This window comes from Salinirubellus salinus, assembly GCF_025231485.1.
In the GTDB taxonomy this organism is placed as follows: Archaea; Halobacteriota; Halobacteria; order Halobacteriales; family Haloarculaceae; genus Salinirubellus; species Salinirubellus salinus.
Genome location: NZ_CP104003.1, coordinates 3,596,255 through 3,611,422, shown reverse-complemented (window position 1 = coordinate 3,611,422; position 15,168 = coordinate 3,596,255). Strand labels below are relative to the sequence as shown.

Below are 15,168 nucleotides of genomic sequence, written 5' to 3'. Positions count from 1 at the left end.
ACCTCCTATCAGGTGGGGGAGTGTAAAAAACGTGGCGCCCCGTCAGACGCCGGAATCGGCGGTTCGTCCCGGCTGAACGACCGCTCACCGGCCGTAGACGGTCGTGTCGGGGTGGAAGGCCACCCACGCCGACCAGAACATCGCGGTGTGTGCTGCCGTGGGAGCGAGTCTCGCGCCGTCGTACGGCCCGTCGGCGGCACGGCCGGTCGTCCGCTCCCAGCGCGACCCACCCGCACACAGGTGCCGGTCGTCGGCCGCCTCGAACCGCAGCGTCCCCCCGTCGACCCGCCGATCGTACGCGACCAGTGTCCCTCCGGGAGCGAGCGCCACCACGACCGGCAGCCCGCCGACCCGGTCGTTCACCACGTCCTCCCCTCGGACCACCGGGAACGGGTAGGCTCGCGCGACCCCCTCGTGGTCGACACCCGCGACGAGCGTCCGCTCCCCGAGTCCCTCGCCATCCGAGTCGAACCCGACCAGCTGCGACTGGGTCTCGTAGCCGTACTTCGAGTCGCCGTAGTCCCGGACCTGCCCACGCCGACCGTCGACGGCCACCGACCCCGGCGGCGGGAGGAGCACCCGCGTCTCCGGGTGCGCAGTCCGCCACTCGCCCCACGACGACAGCGTCGACGGGACGAGGCGCAGCTGTGTCCCCGTCTTCGGCCCCCGGATGGCCGTCGCCAACAGTTGCGACCACAGCGAATCGGTCGCCCGGTCGTACAGCACGAGGTCGTCGCGCCAGAGCATCCCGCTGACCCCGAACGTCGTCGGCTCGCCGTCCACGACCCGCTCGGCCACCACCCCACTCCCGCAGAGCGGACAGTAGGTGACGAGCAGCGCCCCGCCGAGCGCACCGTCGGCCGTCGGCCGACGAGCCGTCGACGGTGGCTCGAAGACGTCGTTCACCACCTCGTGCCAGTCCAGCACCGCCAGCGGGTACGCCCGGGCCTCCCCACCGCGCTCGACGCCGACGACCGCGAACTCGTCCGGGAGCGTCGGGCGCTCTGCGGCGGGTGGGCGGTGTTCGACGGCGACCGCCGACCAGTCGGTCCAGTCCGCGCCGAACGCGGGGTCGGTGATAGCTGGGATGCCGTCCCGGTGGAGGGCGGTGAACAGCTCCGAACGGTCGACTGGGAGGGTCACGTCCCCGACCTGCACGGGCTCGGACGAGGGCGAACGAGTCGGTGTCTCCTCCGCCGTCGACCCGACGTAGCCGGCACAGCCGGCGAGTCCGGTCGCTCCGGCCAGCCCCAGCGCCGCGAGGTAGCGTCGGCGTCGCACCCCCGGTCGAAGGGGTACCGTCGGCATCAACGTCGTGCGACCGTGCGTCACGGGAACACGCCCGCCGGCGCCCTGTCTTGGAAAGGCTTAAGCGTAACACCCCGATACGTAGAGATGCGAACGCCCGGATGGTGTAGTGGCCTATCATACGACCCTGTCACGGTCGTGACTCGGGTTCAAATCCCGATCCGGGCGCTTCTCGCGACGAACTACCCGGCGAGCGACGCGTCACGTTCGCTCGCCCCGTCGGTGAGTCGCAGAACGCCACCTGAAGGAGTCTGGACCCTCCCAGTCGCGCGCAACGAGCGAATGCGAGTGAGCCCGTCTGGCTCCGGTTCGAATCCCCATCCGGGCGCTTCCACAGAACGCCCCGTTGGCGGCCGCTAGACGTAACATTCAATTGTCACAGAGTTGAATTTTCTCTCCCGTAACGGCCCACAGATTAATGTCTCAGTAATCGAACGGTCCAATTCAGATGCGAATCGAGTCGCCCAGGGCCGGCCGTCGGCCCACCGGGGAGGGGGAGAGTCCGTGAACGACCAGCCCGTGGTGGTCGTCGTGGACGACGAGCCAGACCTGGCGGACCTGTACACAGCCTGGCTCGGGGATAGTTACGAGGTCCGGACCGCCTACGGCGGCGAGGAGGCCGTCGGCCTCGTCGACGAGACGGTGGACGTCGCGCTCATCGACCGCCTGATGCCCGAACGCTCTGGTGACGAGGTGCTCGCGACGGTCCGTGACCGGGGCTACGACTGTCAGGTGGCGATGGTGACGGCCGTCGAGCCCGACTTCGACATCATCGAGATGGGGTTCGACGCGTACCTCGTCAAGCCCGTCCTGCGCGACGACCTGCGCGAGACCGTGGGCCGACTGCTCACGCGCGGCACCTACGACGCGCAGGTCAGAGAGCTGTTCTCGCTGGCGTCGAAACGCGCCGCGCTGATGACCCAGAAGGACCCCACCGAACTCGAGACCAACGAGGCCTACCAGCGACTCGACGAGCGGTTCGCGGAGTTACGCGGCGAACTCGACGAGACCGTCGCCGAGCTCGACGCGCGTGACTTCGAGGTCACACTCCGGCGACTCGTCGCCAACAGCTCGTAGCGACTCGCCCACCGCACCACTCGTTCAGAGCAGTCCCGCGAGCAGCGCGCCCAGCGCGACCGCGGCGAGTCCCCCACCGAGGTTCAGCCCCGCGTTCAGCGCCGCGCCACGGAGGTCGCGTTCCTCGACGAGCCGCGTCGTCTCGAACGCGAACGTCGAGAACGTGGTGAACGCGCCGCAGAACCCCGTCCCGAGCGCCAGCAGCGCCACCTCCGGGACCGCGAGCGCGGTGAGCAGGCCGAGCAGGAACGAGCCGACCACGTTCACCAGCAGCGTGTCGCGGGTCCCGCGCTCGATGCGCTCGCCGACGAGGTGGCGCGCCAGCGCGCCCGCGGTGCCGCCCAGGCCGACGAACAGGACGGGGTCGACGGCGGGCATCAGGCGACCACCCGGGCGAGCAGTCGGCCGGCGAGCACGGCCAGCAGGCCGAGCGCGTAGTTCGCGGCGACGTTCACGACCGCCAGCGTCGGGCCGAGCGCCGCCGTCTCGACCGCGAACGTGGAGTAGGTGGTGAACGAGGAGAGGAAGCCGGTGCCGACGACGAGTCGTGTCTCGGCGGAGAGCGCCCCCACGAGCCGCGACTCGTAGAGGAGGACGCCGAGCAGGAACGAGCCGACCACGTTCACCGCGAGGGTGCCCCACGGGAAGCCGACGGGAGCGGCGAGGTCCACGAGGTACCGGCAGGTGGCCCCCGCGAACCCGCCGAGGGCGACGAGGACCAGCGGTTCGACCCGGTGGGCGTGGTCGCTCACGGCCCACCGTGTCCCCCGAGGTGACCTGTGCGTGTCGGTTCCGGGGCGGACGGGCCGGTATCGTCGCTCGTGGCCGCGTCGCCGACCTCGCTCGCGCGCGGACTCGCCCCACCACCGGGCGTCCGTCGCTCGCGCACGCGGACCGAGACGACACGCTCGGCGGCGTCGTCGAACACCAGCGCCGTCCCGCGCTCGGTGGGCCACCGGCCGTCGAGCGCCTCGCCGCCGGCAGGCCGGACCTCACGCACCGTCTCGCGGTCGACCGCCGCCGTGAGTCGATGGGCGACGACGAGGTCGGTCTGTGAGCGCGCCACCGCGGGGAGCGCCGTCGGGCGCTGCGTGGCGAGGACGAGACTCACGCCCGGCGCCCGCCCGCGCGTGAGGAGTCGCTCGAGTGCCGGGCGGGCGAGCCCATCGAGGAACACGTGGGCCTCGTCAAGGAGGAGCCACGGCAGGGTGTCGAGTCGACCGTCGAGGCGGGCGCGGTAGCACGCCGTGGCGAGCACCCGGACGACGGCGTTCGCGGGTGCCGCCGACAGCCCGGCGAGTGCGCAGACCGTCGCCCGCTCGAGGAACGCCTCGGCAGGTGGCGCGTCGGGGGCGAACACCCCCCACGCGTCGGCCAGCGCGAGGTGGTTCGCGGCCGCGCGCCGCGTCCGGTCGGGGGCGTCGCTCCCGGCGACGAATCGGGTCATTCCAGGGAGCGTCTCGCGGTCGGCCGCGGCACGCCAGACGAGCGCGCCCGGGCCGCCGGCCGGGTCGAGCCCGAGGAGCGGCGGCCACGCTCGCGGCGGGAGCGCGCTCGCCCGAACCTGCGGCTCGCGGACGTGGAAGCCACCCGCCTGGAGACCGTCGAACGCCCCCATCGGGTCGCAGACGAGCGGTGTCACCCCCGGTGTCGCGGCGAGCCCCTCCGCCAGCACGCCGAGGGTGTGTGACTTGCCCGACCCGCGCTTGCCGACCACGCAGGCCGCGTGCGGCCGGTCGAAGTCGACGCCGACGGGGGCACCCGCGCTCCCGTCTCGCGCGCGGAAGGTGCCGAGTCGCCCGGCCGGCCCGTCGCTCCTCACCCTCTCGCGCGCCGTCCCCTCACGTCGCCCGAGTACGTGCACGGCGGGGCTGGCTCGGCATCCGACAAGAACCCTCGCCGGCCCCGGACCGAGGGTTCATACCGGAAGGCGGGACCAGACCGCCCGTGTTCCGAACCGACGGACTCGCGGGCGACGAACGGGCCATCGAGGGGCTCCCCATCCGACTCGTCGTGGCGCTGGTGGTGGGTGTCGCGGGGTTGAGTGTGATGCTGAACATGCTGTCGGGGCTCTCGGGGCTGGGCGTGACCGAACTCGACGTCCGTCCGACCCCGGAGGTGACCAGCCCCGGTGCGCAGGCCGTGACCGTCCGGGTGGTCGGGAGCGACGGCCGGGCCGTCTCGAACGCCACCGTCGTCGCGCGCGGCGACACCGCCCGCATCGACGGCGTAGCGACCGCTCGGACGAACGGGTCGGGGGGGGCGACGCTCGAGCTCGCCCCCTCGCTCCCGCCGAACCGGGCGACCGGCACGCTCCGGTTCGAGGTGAAACCACCCGCCGGTGGGAGCTACGCCGACCGGCGGGAGAACACGGCGGTGCTCGTGGTCCGGGAGTGAGCGCGGGACGGCCGGGACGGGGACTCAGTAGCGGTCCCAGTCGATCCAGTCCTGCTCCCAGCCCTTGCGCCGCTCGTGGGCGCGCTGGGCGAACTCGCGGTCCTCGCGGTGGGTCCGGTTGCGCTCGACGGTGTTGGCCTGTTCGCCGTCGACGAGCATCGGGGAGAACGCCGTCGTCCCGAGTCGCTCGACCACCTCGCCAGACCCGTCGCCGCGCTCGACGACGCTCAGGGTCTGTTCGCCCCCGCCGAGCGGCAGGACGAGGCGGCCGTCGGATGCGAGTTGGCGGACGAGTCGCGCGGGCGGTTCGATGGCCGCTGCCTCCACGAGCACCCTGTCGTAGGGGGCGTAGGCGGGCAGGCCGTCGGCGCCGTCGGCACAGTCGACGAGGACGGCACCGTAGCCCGCGCGTTCGAGGTTCGAGCGCGCCTCGTAGACGAGTCGCCGGTCGATGTCGACCGCCTGCACGTTCGCCGCCCCGACGATCTCGGCGAGGACGGCGGCGGTGTACCCCACGCCGACGCCGACGACGAGGACGTTGTCGTCCGGGTCGGGCGCGAGCGCTTCGAGCAGGCGGGCCGCGGTGCTGGGTGCGAGGACGCGTGTCCCGTGACACTCGCCGGTCCGGTCGGCGTAGGCGTACTCGTCTCCGACGAACGCCTCGCGCGGCACCTCCCGCATGGCGACGCTGACCGTCGCCGAGCGGATGCACCGCTTGGCCTCGTGTTCGAGGCTGTCGACCATGTCGTCACGGAGCACCGCGGGGTCCATTGCTCGGGGATTGGTGTGGAGGCACTTGAACCGCGCGCCTGCGGCGGGAGCCGTGGGCGCCCCTCACCCCCCGCCGCGCATCGGGACGAACCTGACCGCGCCGTGCTCGGTCTCCTCGAGCCTGCCGTCCGCACGCTTCCGGGCGAGCACCAGCGTCTGGACCTGCCCGCCGAGCGGGCCGAGCAGTCGGCCACCCGGTCGGACCTGTTCGACGACGGCCGACGGGAACTCGCCCGCGGCGCAGGTCAGGTACGCCGCGTCGTAGAGCGCGCCCTCGGGCCACCCGTCGTGGCCGTCGCCGGCCCGGACGTGGACGTCGTACCCGAGCCGGGCGAGTCGCTCGCGGGCCGCCCGCGCGTGCTCGGGGTCGTACTCCACGCTGTAGACGTTCCCGTCGCCGACGAGTTCGGCCGTGACGGCGGCGTGGTAGCCACACCCGGTCCCGACCTCGAGGACGCGCTCGCCCGGGTCGAGGCCGAGGAGATCACACATCGCGGCGACCATGTGCGGCGCAGAGATGGTCTGCCCCCCGCCGATGGGGAGCGGTCGGTCGGCGTAGGCGGCGTCCCTGTGGCCCTCGGGGACGAACGCGTGGCGCGGGACCGCTCGGAGGGCGCGTTCGGTCGACTCGCGCTCGATGTGGCCCGCGCCGACCAGTCGGTCGACCATCCGGTCACGGTCGGTCGCCCGGTCGGTGCCGCCGGCGTCCGGGTTCGGGTCGCCCGCCATCGGCTCACCTCACCAGGCCGACCAGGCGCTGGTGGCGTTCTCGTCGATGGCGTAGACGCGCTTGACGTCCTTCGCGAGGACGGCGTCCCCGTTCTGCTCCAGTCGCTGGAACTTGTAGTCGTAGATGTCGTCGCGGACGAGTATCTGCTGGACGGTGAACTCCTCCTCGCCGTACTCGGTCGTCTCGCCGACGACGAACTCGTCGTCGCCGGGGACCTGTATCTTGACGCTCCGCGAGGAGTCGTGCTTCCCGTTCCGGGGGTGGAGCGTCAGGTCGACGGCGACGTTCCCCACCGCACGGGTCCAGACCGTCTTCACGTCGGTGGCGTCGGCCCGGTGGGTCCGGCCCCCGTCCGCGACTTCGATGTCCGTGATGCGCACCTGGAAGATGGCCTCGTCGGTCTCGAGCAGGAACTCGTCGCCCCGCTCCAGTTCGTCGTCGGGGTGCATCTCACCGTAGGCCGTGAAGGAGTCGCCGTCCTGCGAGACGACGACCCGGCGCTCGATGCTCGGTTCCTCCTCGAGTTCGGTCTTGTGGACGTGGCCGCATTCGGAACACCGCACCGTCGCGTGGCCCCCCTCGTTCAGCACCTCGTGGGCGGTCTCGGCGCCCGGCGAACAGGACGGGCAGGGGACCGCGACGCGGTCCGTAGCGTGGCTCATTGCCACTCGTTTCTCGTCGGGACGTATAAGCCCGTGGCTCCGAGTACGCGGGTGCTATGGTGTGGCGAGTGGGGTGAGCAGTGCGTGGGCGTGGGCCGTGGTGGTGCGCGGTACGGAACGCTGTGACGGCGAGCGGCGGGCGAGTCACGGTACACGGGAGACAGCGACCGCACCGCGGTGATGCCGAGGGCGACGGGACCGCGCCACGGCGGGCCTGCCCCCTGCGCCGCCACGCGCTCCCTGCGCTCGCGCGGCCGACGCTGGCCGTTCGGTCCCCACAAGAGCCATCACCGCCCACCGACACCTCCCACCGTGTCCCTCCTCGGTACCGGCCTCCGCCTCTACGTCGCCTACTCGCTGGCCAGCCTGCTGGCCGTCGCGGGCGCGTTCGTCCTGTTCAGCGTCGGCGGCCCACTCGGACTGGTCGCGCTGTTCGGTCTCGTCGTCGTCGGCTTCGCGGGGCTGGGGGTGGTGTTGCGCCTCGGCTGACTACTCGACGGTCGGCAGCGCCACCTCCACACCGTCGGCGAGAACGGTCGGGTCCCGCAGGACGCCGTCGGCGTGGATGGCCGCGTCCGTGTCCCCGCCCAGCCCCATGTCGTCGCCGAAGGCGATGTGGACGGTGCCGCCGGCCTTCTCGTCCAGCAGGACGCTCCCGACCAGTTCGGTGACGGCGGTGTTCGTCCCGATGCCGAGTTCCGCGAGGTTGTACGCGCCGTCGCCGCCCTTCTCCGCGGCAGCCTCCAGCGCGGCCCGCACCTCGTCGTCCGAGACGGCCGTCACCCATCCGTCCTCGACGGTTATCTCGACGGTGTGGCCCTCCTCCAGCAGGCCGTGCGGTGAGATGGTCCCGTCGACGACGTACGTCCCGTTCGCGTCCTCGGGGGCGACGAACACCTCGCCGGCGGGGAGGTTGCCGAACTCGCCCGCCTCGTGGATGACGCCCGTGTCGGCGAACCACTCGCGGTCACCGGGCCGGAAGGTGATGTCCGTCCCGCTCGGCGACGTGACCCGTATCTCCTCGGCCTCGGCCACCTGCTCCAGCATCGTCTCGCACTCGGCCGCGATGGCGTCGTAGTCGGCGTCCAGCCCGGCCGTGAACACCGCCTCCGTGATGCCCGGGAGCGTGGCGCCACGGACGCCCGAATCGCTGGCGTCCCCGCGGGCACGGGTGTGGCTCAGGCTCTTGGAGGTGGGCGCGAGGAAGGCGTCGGCGTGTCGCATCGCGCTCGCGACGGCCGCGGGCGGTTCCTCGCCGTGTTCCCCGCCCGGCGGGTAGCGGACCATCGTCACGTCGTCGGTCACGTCGCGGCCGGCGCGGTAGAGCGCCTCCCCGATGGGTTCGCGCTCGTCGTCGGTGACGACGACCAGCGACTCGTCGGCCTCGAGCGCGAGACACTGCTCGACGGCCGTGCGCGCCGCCGCCCCCAGTTCGTCCTCGGTCATACCCCGTCTCCGACCGGCGCGCGGTTAGCCCTTGTCACTCCGGTGTGCGTGGCCCGTCCGACTTCGGCGCCCGGGGGCTTATTTCGTCACTGCCTAACCCTCGAAACGCTTACCCTCCGGGGCGATTCACCGTCAGGTATGATTCGAGTCGCGGTCAACGGGTACGGAACTATCGGCAAGCGCGTGGCGGACGCCGTCACCCTCCAGCCGGACATGGAACTGGTCGGCGTCGCCAAGACACGACCCAACCACGAGGCCGAGACAGCCGTGCGCAAGGGCTACCCGCTCTACGCCGCCATCGAGGACCGCGTCCACCTGTTCGAGGAGGCGGGCATCGAACTCGCCGGCACCGTCGAGGAACTCGTCGAGGCCGCCGACGTCGTCGTCGACGCCTGCCCCTCCGGCATCGGTGCGGAGAACAAGGCGATGTACGAGGCCTACGACACGCCGGCCCTGTACCAGGGCGGCGAGTCGGCGGACCTCGTGGACGTCTCGTTCAACGCACGGGGCAACTACGACGAGGCCGAGGGTGCCGACCACGTCCGCGTCGTCTCCTGCAACACGACCGGGCTCTCCCGCCTGCTCGCCCCCGTCGAGGAGGCCTACGGCGTCGAGAAGGCCCGTGTCACCCTCGTCCGGCGTGGCGGCGACCCCGGCCAGACCGGCCGTGGTCCCATCAACGACATCCTGCCGAACCCGGTGACCCTGCCCTCGCACCACGGCCCCGACGTGAACACCATCTTCCCGGACCTGGACATCGACACGCTCGGGATGAAGGTGCCCGCGACGCTGATGCACACCCACTCGGTGAACGTCACGCTCGAGGACGCGCCCGACGCCGCCGACGAAGTCCGCGACCTGCTGGCCGAGGAGTCGCGCCTGTTCCTCATCCCCGAGCGTCACGACATCGACGGGGCGGGCAAACTGAAGGAGTACGCCTACGACATCGGCCGGCCGCGCGGTGACCTCTGGGAGAACTGCATCTGGGAGGAGTCGGTCTCCATCGAGGGCGACGACCTCTACCTGTTCCAGGCCATCCACCAGGAGTCCGACGTGGTGCCGGAGAACGTCGACGCCATCCGCGCGGTCCTCGGCGAGGCCGACCGGGGCGAGTCGATGGCCCGGACCGACGAGACGATGGGCGTCGGTCTGCCGTAGCGACGGAACGCGGGACGACGCGACGCCACACCTGTCGGTCGCCCGTCAGACGCCGTGGCGGCGGAGACGGACGTTCTGCTGGTGTAACGGACAGAACCCTTTTGAACTGGGCGGACCCTATCGAAACCTATGCGTCGGGACGACCGCGAACACGAGCCGGTCTCGGACGTGCTCCGGACGGGTGGGAATCGTGGAACCGTCGCGCAGCGGCGAGGTAGTACACAACAATGAGTCGCAGGCCATTCGACGACGACCGGGACGACACCACCGACTTCTCGTCTTTCTTCCGCGAGCTTGAGCGGATGATGGACGACATGACCGGCGGCGACGTCCGGATGGACGAGACGGGGTTCGGGACGGACGCACACTTCACGGTCTACGAGGAGCCCGACCGGCTCCGCGTGGTGGGCGATCTGCCCGGGATGGGGAAAGACGACATCGAGATCAAGTGCGACGGCCGTCGGGTGACCGTCGTCGCGGACACGGACCGCCAGAGCTACGAGGAGCGCATCGACCTCCCCGCGCAGGTGGACGAACACTCCGCCCGCGCGACGTTCAACAACGGCGTCCTCGAGGTGGAGCTCGCGCGGACCGACTCCTCGAAGAGCATCAACCTCGGCTGAGGCCGGCCGACGGCGGCCGGACGCTCGGCCGACTCAGATTTCGAGTGTCGACGACCCCTTATCAGTAGCAGATGCTCTACCTGTGGCAGATGCACACCAGGGGAGCGGTGGGGGCCGAGGGGAGCCACTGGGCAGACCAGGACATAACGGTGCTCCAGCTGGACGACGACGGTGCGTTCCTCGCGCTGGCGGCCGACCGCCTCGAAGCCGAGTCAGACCGTCTCGGCGTCCTGTCGACGACCGACCCCGAGACGGCACTCGAACACGTCGAGACCGGCGACGTCGACTGTGTCGTGAGTGACTACCAGATGCCGGGGATGGACGGACTCGAGTTCCTCGAGGCGGTCCGCGAGCGCTACCCCGACCTCCCGTTCGTCCTGTTCACCGGCCGGGGGAGCGAGGAGATCGCCGGCCGGGCCATCTCGGCGGGCGTCACCGACTACCTCCAGAAGGGGACGAGCAACGAGCAGTTCACCGTCCTCGCCAACCGCGTCGAGAACACCGTCTCCCAGCGCCGGGCCGAACGCCGCGCGCGAGAGGTCCACGAGCGCATCACCGACGCCGTCGTCGCCCTCGACGACGAGTGGCGCTACACCTACATGAACGAGCGAGCCGAGGACCTGGTCGACCGGGCGGCCGAGTCGCTGCTCGGCGAGCGCATCTGGGACCTCTTCCCGTTCCTCGAGGGGACGGCCCTCGGGACGGGGATGCGCGAGGCGATGGAGCGACAGGAGCCGACGACGGTCGAGGCACACCTCGAGGCGGTCGACCGCTGGTACGAGTTCCGGACCTACCCCGACGAGAACGGCGTCTCCGTCTACTTCCGGGACGTGACCGACCGGCGAGAGCGCGAACGCGACCTCCGCCAGGAGCGGGCGTTCACCGACGCCCTCCTCGAGGGGTTGCCGGACGTCCTCTACGCGTTCGACCACTCGGGGACGCTCCTCCGCTGGAACGACCGACTGGAGGCGGTGACGGGCTACGACGCCACCGAGATCGACGCGATGGGCCCGCTCGAGTTCGTCTCCCCGAACGAGCGCAGCGTTGTCGCGGAGGCCATCGAGACGGTGTTCGAGGAGGGACGGGCGACCACTGTCGAGAGCGAGTTGCTGACCGCCGACGGCGAGCGGATCCCCTACGAGTTCACGGGGGCGCTCCTGACCGACGCCGCGGGCGACCCGGTGGGACTGGTCGGGGTCGGCCGTGACCTCTCGGACCGGCGCGAGCGCGAACGCCGGTTCGAGGCCATCTTCGACAACACCTACCAGTTCACCGGGCTCGCCACCCCCGACGGGACGCTGCTCGAGGCGAACGAGACGGCGCTCGAGTTCGGCGGCTTCGAGCGCGAGACGGTCGTCGGCGAGCCGATGTGGGCGGCGCCGTGGTTCAGCGAGATTCCCGCGACCCGCGACCGGGCACGGGAGGCGGTCCAGCGGGCCGCCGAGGGGCAGTTCGTCAGGGACGAACTCGAGGTGCAGGGTGCCGAGGACCGTGCCATCGTCGACTTCTCGGCGCGACCGCTCTACGACGCCGACGGCGAGGTCGACCTGCTCGTCCTCGAGGGGCGCGACATCTCGGAACTGAAAGCCCGCGAGCGCGAACTCCGCCGGCAGAACGAGCGCCTCGAGGAGTTCGCGGGCGTGTTGAGCCACGGCCTGCGCAACCGGCTGGGAGCGGCCGAGGGACACCTCGTACTCGCGCGCGAGGACCCGAACGAGGAGTCCATCGGGCAGGCCCAATCCGCCGTCGAGCGGATGGGAGACCTCATCGAGGACGTCCTCGCGCTCGCGGCCGACGGGCGGGTCGTCGACGACCCCGAGTCGGTGACCGCGCGCGCCGTGCTCCGGCGGGCCGTCGAGAGCGTCCACACGGACGGCGCCGAGGTCACCGTCGACTGCCCGGCCGGGCGAACCGTGCTCGCGGACCCCGAGCGACTCTCCGAGCTCGTCGAGAACCTCGTCGCCAACGCGGTCGAACACGGGGCGACGAGCACTGCGGCCGACGGAGAGGCAGACCCCGTACCCACGGTCCGGGTCGCCCTCGAGGGGGACCGCCTCGTCGTCGAGGACGACGGCCCCGGCGTCCCGCCCGAGCGCCGGCGGGAGGTGTTCGAGGCCGGCCACACCACCAGCGTGTCGGGGACCGGGTTCGGGCTCGCCATCGTCCAACAGATCGCCGAGGCCCACGGGTGGACGGTCGGCGTCGAGGGGAGTTCGCTCGGCGGCGCCCGGTTCGTCGTCTCGGGCATCGAGTCGGCAGACGGCTGAGCCGCCACCGGCGTCGGACTCTTCACCTCACGCGCGCGAAGCGGTAGGCATGAGCGGCGCGGTCGAGTGGCGCCACGACGCGACCACGGAGCCGTGGCTCCGGGTGGCACTCCTGACCGGCGGGGCGCTCCTCTACGGCGCCTTCACCCTCCTGCTCGCCGCGGCACTCGCGGCACTCGTGTGGGTACTGTGGCGAGGGTCGTGGACGCTCCGGCTGGTGGTGGTCGTCCTCGCGCTCGTCGGCGGGCCGTTCTCCCTGCTCTACCTCGTCCCGGCGTTCGCCGACCCCGAGGGGCGCCCGTCGTTCGGTGTCGAGGGCGTCGAGCGGCCACTGACCCGGCGAGGCCGGGTGACACTCGGCGTGGCCGGGGCAGCCGTCCTGGGTGGGGCGCTCTGGCTGTCGCCCGCGCTCGCGGCGGGCCTCGCCGGCCTCGCTGCGCTGGCCGGCGTGACGTACCTCGCGTTCGCCACGCGCGGGCGACTCGACCCGGCGACGGCCACGCTGGAGACCCCGACCCGCGAGTTCGACCTCGGTCGGGTGACGGGCTACCGGGCCCGCCGGGTCGGGCCGGTGGCGTTCGTCACGCTCCGGACGCCGAACCGACCGGGCCAGTTCGTCACGCCGTCGCTCGTGCGCGTGCCGGTCACCCGGCTCGACGGCGTGGCCGACGCGCTGGAGGCCGTCGCGGCCGGGGCGGAGCGCGAGGCACGGGCGGGACGCGACCCGAATCCGGCGGTCAGGGGCGTGAGCGTCGGTCTCGCCGTCCTCTTCCTCGCGGTCGGCGCCGGTGCGCTCGTGGTGGTCGACGCCGGCGTCGGCTGGTACGTCGCGCTGCTCTCGTGGCTGTTCGCCGGCATCTTCCTGCTGGTCGCGCGGGAGGGCTGACTACCGCTCGCCCCGAGCGGTGGCCCGGATCAGCCCCGCCAGCCGGTCGTAGAACCCGTCCTCGTACTTCGTCGCGCTGTCGACCGTGGGCCGTGCGTTCGTCTCGTTGACCACGGCCCGGTCGTCGGTGACGAGCAGGTCGACGCCCAGCCAGTCGACGCCGAGCGCGTCGGCCGCGTCCTCGGCGAGCACGCGGAGGTCGGCGGGCAGGGCGACGCCAGCCGCCTCGGCACCGCGGTGGACGTTGTGCTTCCAGCGCCCCTCGGCGAGCGCCGCGTCGGTGAGCCGGCGTTCGACGGCGCCGACGTACTCCCCCTCGACGCACATCACGCGGTAGTCGACGGCGTCGGCGAGGTACTCCTGGACGAGGAACGAGCGGTCGCCGGTCGCGCGGTAGTCGTGGACCAGGTCGAGGTAGTCGACGACGCCGAGGAAGGAGTCGAGGTCCGCACACTTCGCCACGCCCGTCCCGCGCGTGGTGGAGTTGGGCTTGACGACGACGGGCGGGTCGAACGACTCCCAGACCGCGACGAGGTCGGCCTCGCTCACGGGGTTCGACACCATCGTCGTCTCGGGTGTCGGGACGCCGGCCCGCGAGAGCCGCGCCAGCGTCTCGGCCTTGTACCGCGAGCGCTGGATGGCCTCGCGGCCGTTGACCCACGGCACCTCGAGCAGGGCGTCGACCACGCCGCCCTCGGCCAGTCTGGAGGGGAAGACGAAGCCGACGTCGAACGCCCCGAGGTCGGCGGTCAGCGCGAGCGTGCGCTCGCTGGTGGGGACGAACTCGGCCTCGATGCCACGCTCGGCCAGCGGGTCGCGGATCCGGGCCAGCGTCTCGGCGTCGGTGGCTACCGCGAGTCTGAGGTCCGTGTCGGCGTCCGGGTCGCTCACGGGTCGGTGACTCGGCCGGCGAGGATATGAAGACGGCGAGTGCGGCAGTCGGGACGGTCGCACCGCTGGGAGACGCGAAGAACGGAGAGAGAAACGAGCCGGATTACGAGACGAGGAGGTCCTGCCCGCGCTCGACCTTGATGCGGCACGGCGGCGTGATCTTGTTGTACGCGCGGCGGAACGCGTCCTTGACCTCGGGGGCGTCCTCGGGGTGGCACCACGCGGTGAACAGCTGTTCGTTGGCCTGGATGCGGGCCGCGGTCCCGACGATCTTGCCGAACGACTGGCGCATCCCGTCGGAGACACGGTCGGCGCCCGCACCGGTCGCCTGCTTGTTCTCCCGGAGGATCTGGTGGGGGAACTTCCGGAGGATCATCTTGTAGTCACCCTCCTCACCGAGCACCTTCAGCAGGCGGCGGTTGGCCGACAGGCGCGCGGACTCGAGCGAGCCGTGGCGGATCTGGACGGCCTCCTCGACGATGAGGCTGATCTGGACCGGGTACTCCTCCGGGTCCTTGTCGATTCGTCCCATCTTGTACTGTGCGACCTTGGAGCCGGGGATGCCGGTGATGTAGTCCCGTCGCGTGTACGACGGCTTGTCGATGTCCCGGTACATCGAGGCGGGTTTGTCGCTCATATTGTCGAATCGGACGGCAAGCGCGTTAATGAACGCTTCGAAGTCTAGGGGCTGCGTGGTGTGTGGCGGCGTGGCGTGGAGTGCGGCTGTCGCCGCGTCTCCCGGTCGAGAAGTGGCTATCCCCTCTCCCGTGTCGAGAAGCGGAGGAGCTAGCGCGGTACAACGTGTACCGCCCAGCCCCGCCCAGTCGAGCGGCCGGTCAGCCCTGCCGGGCTGACACGGCTGGCCCTGCCCTCCCCCGCGCGGCGGCACGAGCGCCGCCGCGGGCCACCGGGTTCGATTCGATTCTCCGACACGACTGGCCGCCGAGGACCA

General features: G+C 71.5%; 17 protein-coding genes and 1 tRNA gene. 8 read left to right on the top strand and 10 right to left on the bottom strand.

Features of this window, described 5'->3' with window-relative positions:
• Nucleotides 1–84 precede the first annotated feature (84 nt).
• Nucleotides 85–1,281, bottom strand: a complete 1,197-nt coding sequence (locus tag N0B31_RS19020) for a DUF3179 domain-containing protein (protein WP_260593189.1) — start codon at nt 1,279–1,281, stop codon at nt 85–87.
• A 122-nt stretch (nt 1,282–1,403) separates the two neighbouring features.
• Here N0B31_RS19020 and N0B31_RS19015 point away from each other — a divergent pair.
• Together N0B31_RS19015 and N0B31_RS19010 are read left to right on the top strand one after the other, a co-directional pair.
• Nucleotides 1,404–1,476, top strand: a tRNA-Asp gene (locus N0B31_RS19015).
• A gap of 336 nt (nt 1,477–1,812) precedes the next feature.
• Nucleotides 1,813–2,385 carry a response regulator transcription factor gene (locus N0B31_RS19010; RefSeq protein WP_260593188.1) on the top strand — a complete coding sequence of 191 codons (573 nt, stop codon included), beginning with the start codon at nt 1,813–1,815 and terminating at the stop codon, nt 2,383–2,385.
• Nucleotides 2,386–2,409: 24 nt separating this feature from the next.
• On the opposite strand, the gene crcB (N0B31_RS19005) is transcribed toward N0B31_RS19010, so the two are convergent.
• Genes crcB (N0B31_RS19005) through N0B31_RS18995 form a run of 3 tightly spaced genes read right to left on the bottom strand, consistent with a single transcriptional unit; the run spans nt 2,410 to nt 4,249 of the window.
• The gene (gene crcB, locus N0B31_RS19005) at nt 2,410–2,763 is read right to left on the bottom strand and encodes a fluoride efflux transporter CrcB (RefSeq protein WP_260593187.1); all 354 of its coding nucleotides are present in this window, start codon (nt 2,761–2,763) and stop codon (nt 2,410–2,412) included.
• On the bottom strand, nt 2,763–3,137 hold the full coding sequence (gene crcB / locus N0B31_RS19000) for a fluoride efflux transporter CrcB (protein ID WP_260593186.1): 375 nt from the start codon (nt 3,135–3,137) through the stop codon (nt 2,763–2,765). Before crcB (N0B31_RS19000) ends, crcB (N0B31_RS19005) begins: the two co-directional genes overlap by 1 nt.
• A complete protein-coding gene (locus N0B31_RS18995) occupies nt 3,134–4,249 on the bottom strand; it encodes an ATP-binding protein (RefSeq protein WP_260593185.1) in 1,116 nt (371 codons plus the stop codon). The genes crcB (N0B31_RS19000) and N0B31_RS18995 overlap by 4 nt, the downstream gene beginning before the upstream one ends.
• A gap of 83 nt (nt 4,250–4,332) precedes the next feature.
• On the opposite strand from N0B31_RS18995, the gene N0B31_RS18990 reads away from it, so the two are divergent.
• A complete protein-coding gene (locus tag N0B31_RS18990) occupies nt 4,333–4,782 on the top strand; it encodes a DUF7382 domain-containing protein (protein ID WP_260593184.1) in 450 nt (149 codons plus the stop codon).
• Nucleotides 4,783–4,806: 24 nt separating this feature from the next.
• Here the strand turns inward: N0B31_RS18990 and N0B31_RS18985 are convergent, their stop codons facing one another.
• The 3 genes from N0B31_RS18985 to N0B31_RS18975 form a co-directional block, all read right to left on the bottom strand.
• Nucleotides 4,807–5,553 carry a protein-L-isoaspartate O-methyltransferase family protein gene (locus N0B31_RS18985; protein ID WP_260593183.1) on the bottom strand — a complete coding sequence of 249 codons (747 nt, stop codon included), beginning with the start codon at nt 5,551–5,553 and terminating at the stop codon, nt 4,807–4,809.
• 63 nt (nt 5,554–5,616) lie between these two features.
• Nucleotides 5,617–6,282: a protein-L-isoaspartate(D-aspartate) O-methyltransferase gene (locus N0B31_RS18980; RefSeq protein ID WP_368389202.1), complete on the bottom strand. Its 666-nt coding sequence runs from the start codon at nt 6,280–6,282 to the stop codon at nt 5,617–5,619.
• 9 nt (nt 6,283–6,291) lie between these two features.
• Entirely contained in the window at nt 6,292–6,945 is a 654-nt protein-coding gene (locus N0B31_RS18975; protein ID WP_260593182.1) for an HVO_0476 family zinc finger protein, read from the bottom strand.
• A 312-nt stretch (nt 6,946–7,257) separates the two neighbouring features.
• On the opposite strand from N0B31_RS18975, the gene N0B31_RS18970 reads away from it, so the two are divergent.
• A complete protein-coding gene (locus tag N0B31_RS18970) occupies nt 7,258–7,434 on the top strand; it encodes a hypothetical protein (RefSeq protein ID WP_260593181.1) in 177 nt (58 codons plus the stop codon).
• On the opposite strand, the gene N0B31_RS18965 is transcribed toward N0B31_RS18970, so the two are convergent.
• Nucleotides 7,435–8,391, bottom strand: coding sequence for an aminopeptidase (locus tag N0B31_RS18965; RefSeq protein ID WP_260593180.1), 957 nt, complete (start codon nt 8,389–8,391; stop codon nt 7,435–7,437). It abuts the gene before it with no gap.
• A gap of 138 nt (nt 8,392–8,529) precedes the next feature.
• Here N0B31_RS18965 and N0B31_RS18960 point away from each other — a divergent pair, with 138 nt between their 5' ends.
• From N0B31_RS18960 to N0B31_RS18945, 4 genes are all read left to right on the top strand, one after another.
• Nucleotides 8,530–9,549, top strand: a complete 1,020-nt coding sequence (locus tag N0B31_RS18960; RefSeq protein ID WP_260593179.1) for a type II glyceraldehyde-3-phosphate dehydrogenase — start codon at nt 8,530–8,532, stop codon at nt 9,547–9,549.
• Nucleotides 9,550–9,776: 227 nt separating this feature from the next.
• Nucleotides 9,777–10,172: an Hsp20/alpha crystallin family protein gene (locus N0B31_RS18955; RefSeq protein WP_260593178.1), complete on the top strand. Its 396-nt coding sequence runs from the start codon at nt 9,777–9,779 to the stop codon at nt 10,170–10,172.
• Nucleotides 10,173–10,261: 89 nt separating this feature from the next.
• The gene (locus tag N0B31_RS18950; protein ID WP_260593177.1) at nt 10,262–12,439 is read left to right on the top strand and encodes a PAS domain-containing protein; all 2,178 of its coding nucleotides are present in this window, start codon (nt 10,262–10,264) and stop codon (nt 12,437–12,439) included.
• Between the two features lie 49 nt (nt 12,440–12,488).
• On the top strand, nt 12,489–13,325 hold the full coding sequence (locus N0B31_RS18945; RefSeq protein ID WP_260593176.1) for a hypothetical protein: 837 nt from the start codon (nt 12,489–12,491) through the stop codon (nt 13,323–13,325).
• On the opposite strand, the gene N0B31_RS18940 is transcribed toward N0B31_RS18945, so the two are convergent.
• The gene (locus N0B31_RS18940) at nt 13,326–14,216 is read right to left on the bottom strand and encodes an ATP-grasp domain-containing protein (protein ID WP_260593175.1); all 891 of its coding nucleotides are present in this window, start codon (nt 14,214–14,216) and stop codon (nt 13,326–13,328) included.
• A gap of 103 nt (nt 14,217–14,319) precedes the next feature.
• Nucleotides 14,320–14,853: a 50S ribosomal protein L16 gene (locus N0B31_RS18935; protein ID WP_260593174.1), complete on the bottom strand. Its 534-nt coding sequence runs from the start codon at nt 14,851–14,853 to the stop codon at nt 14,320–14,322.
• Nucleotides 14,854–15,168: the final 315 nt, after the last annotated feature.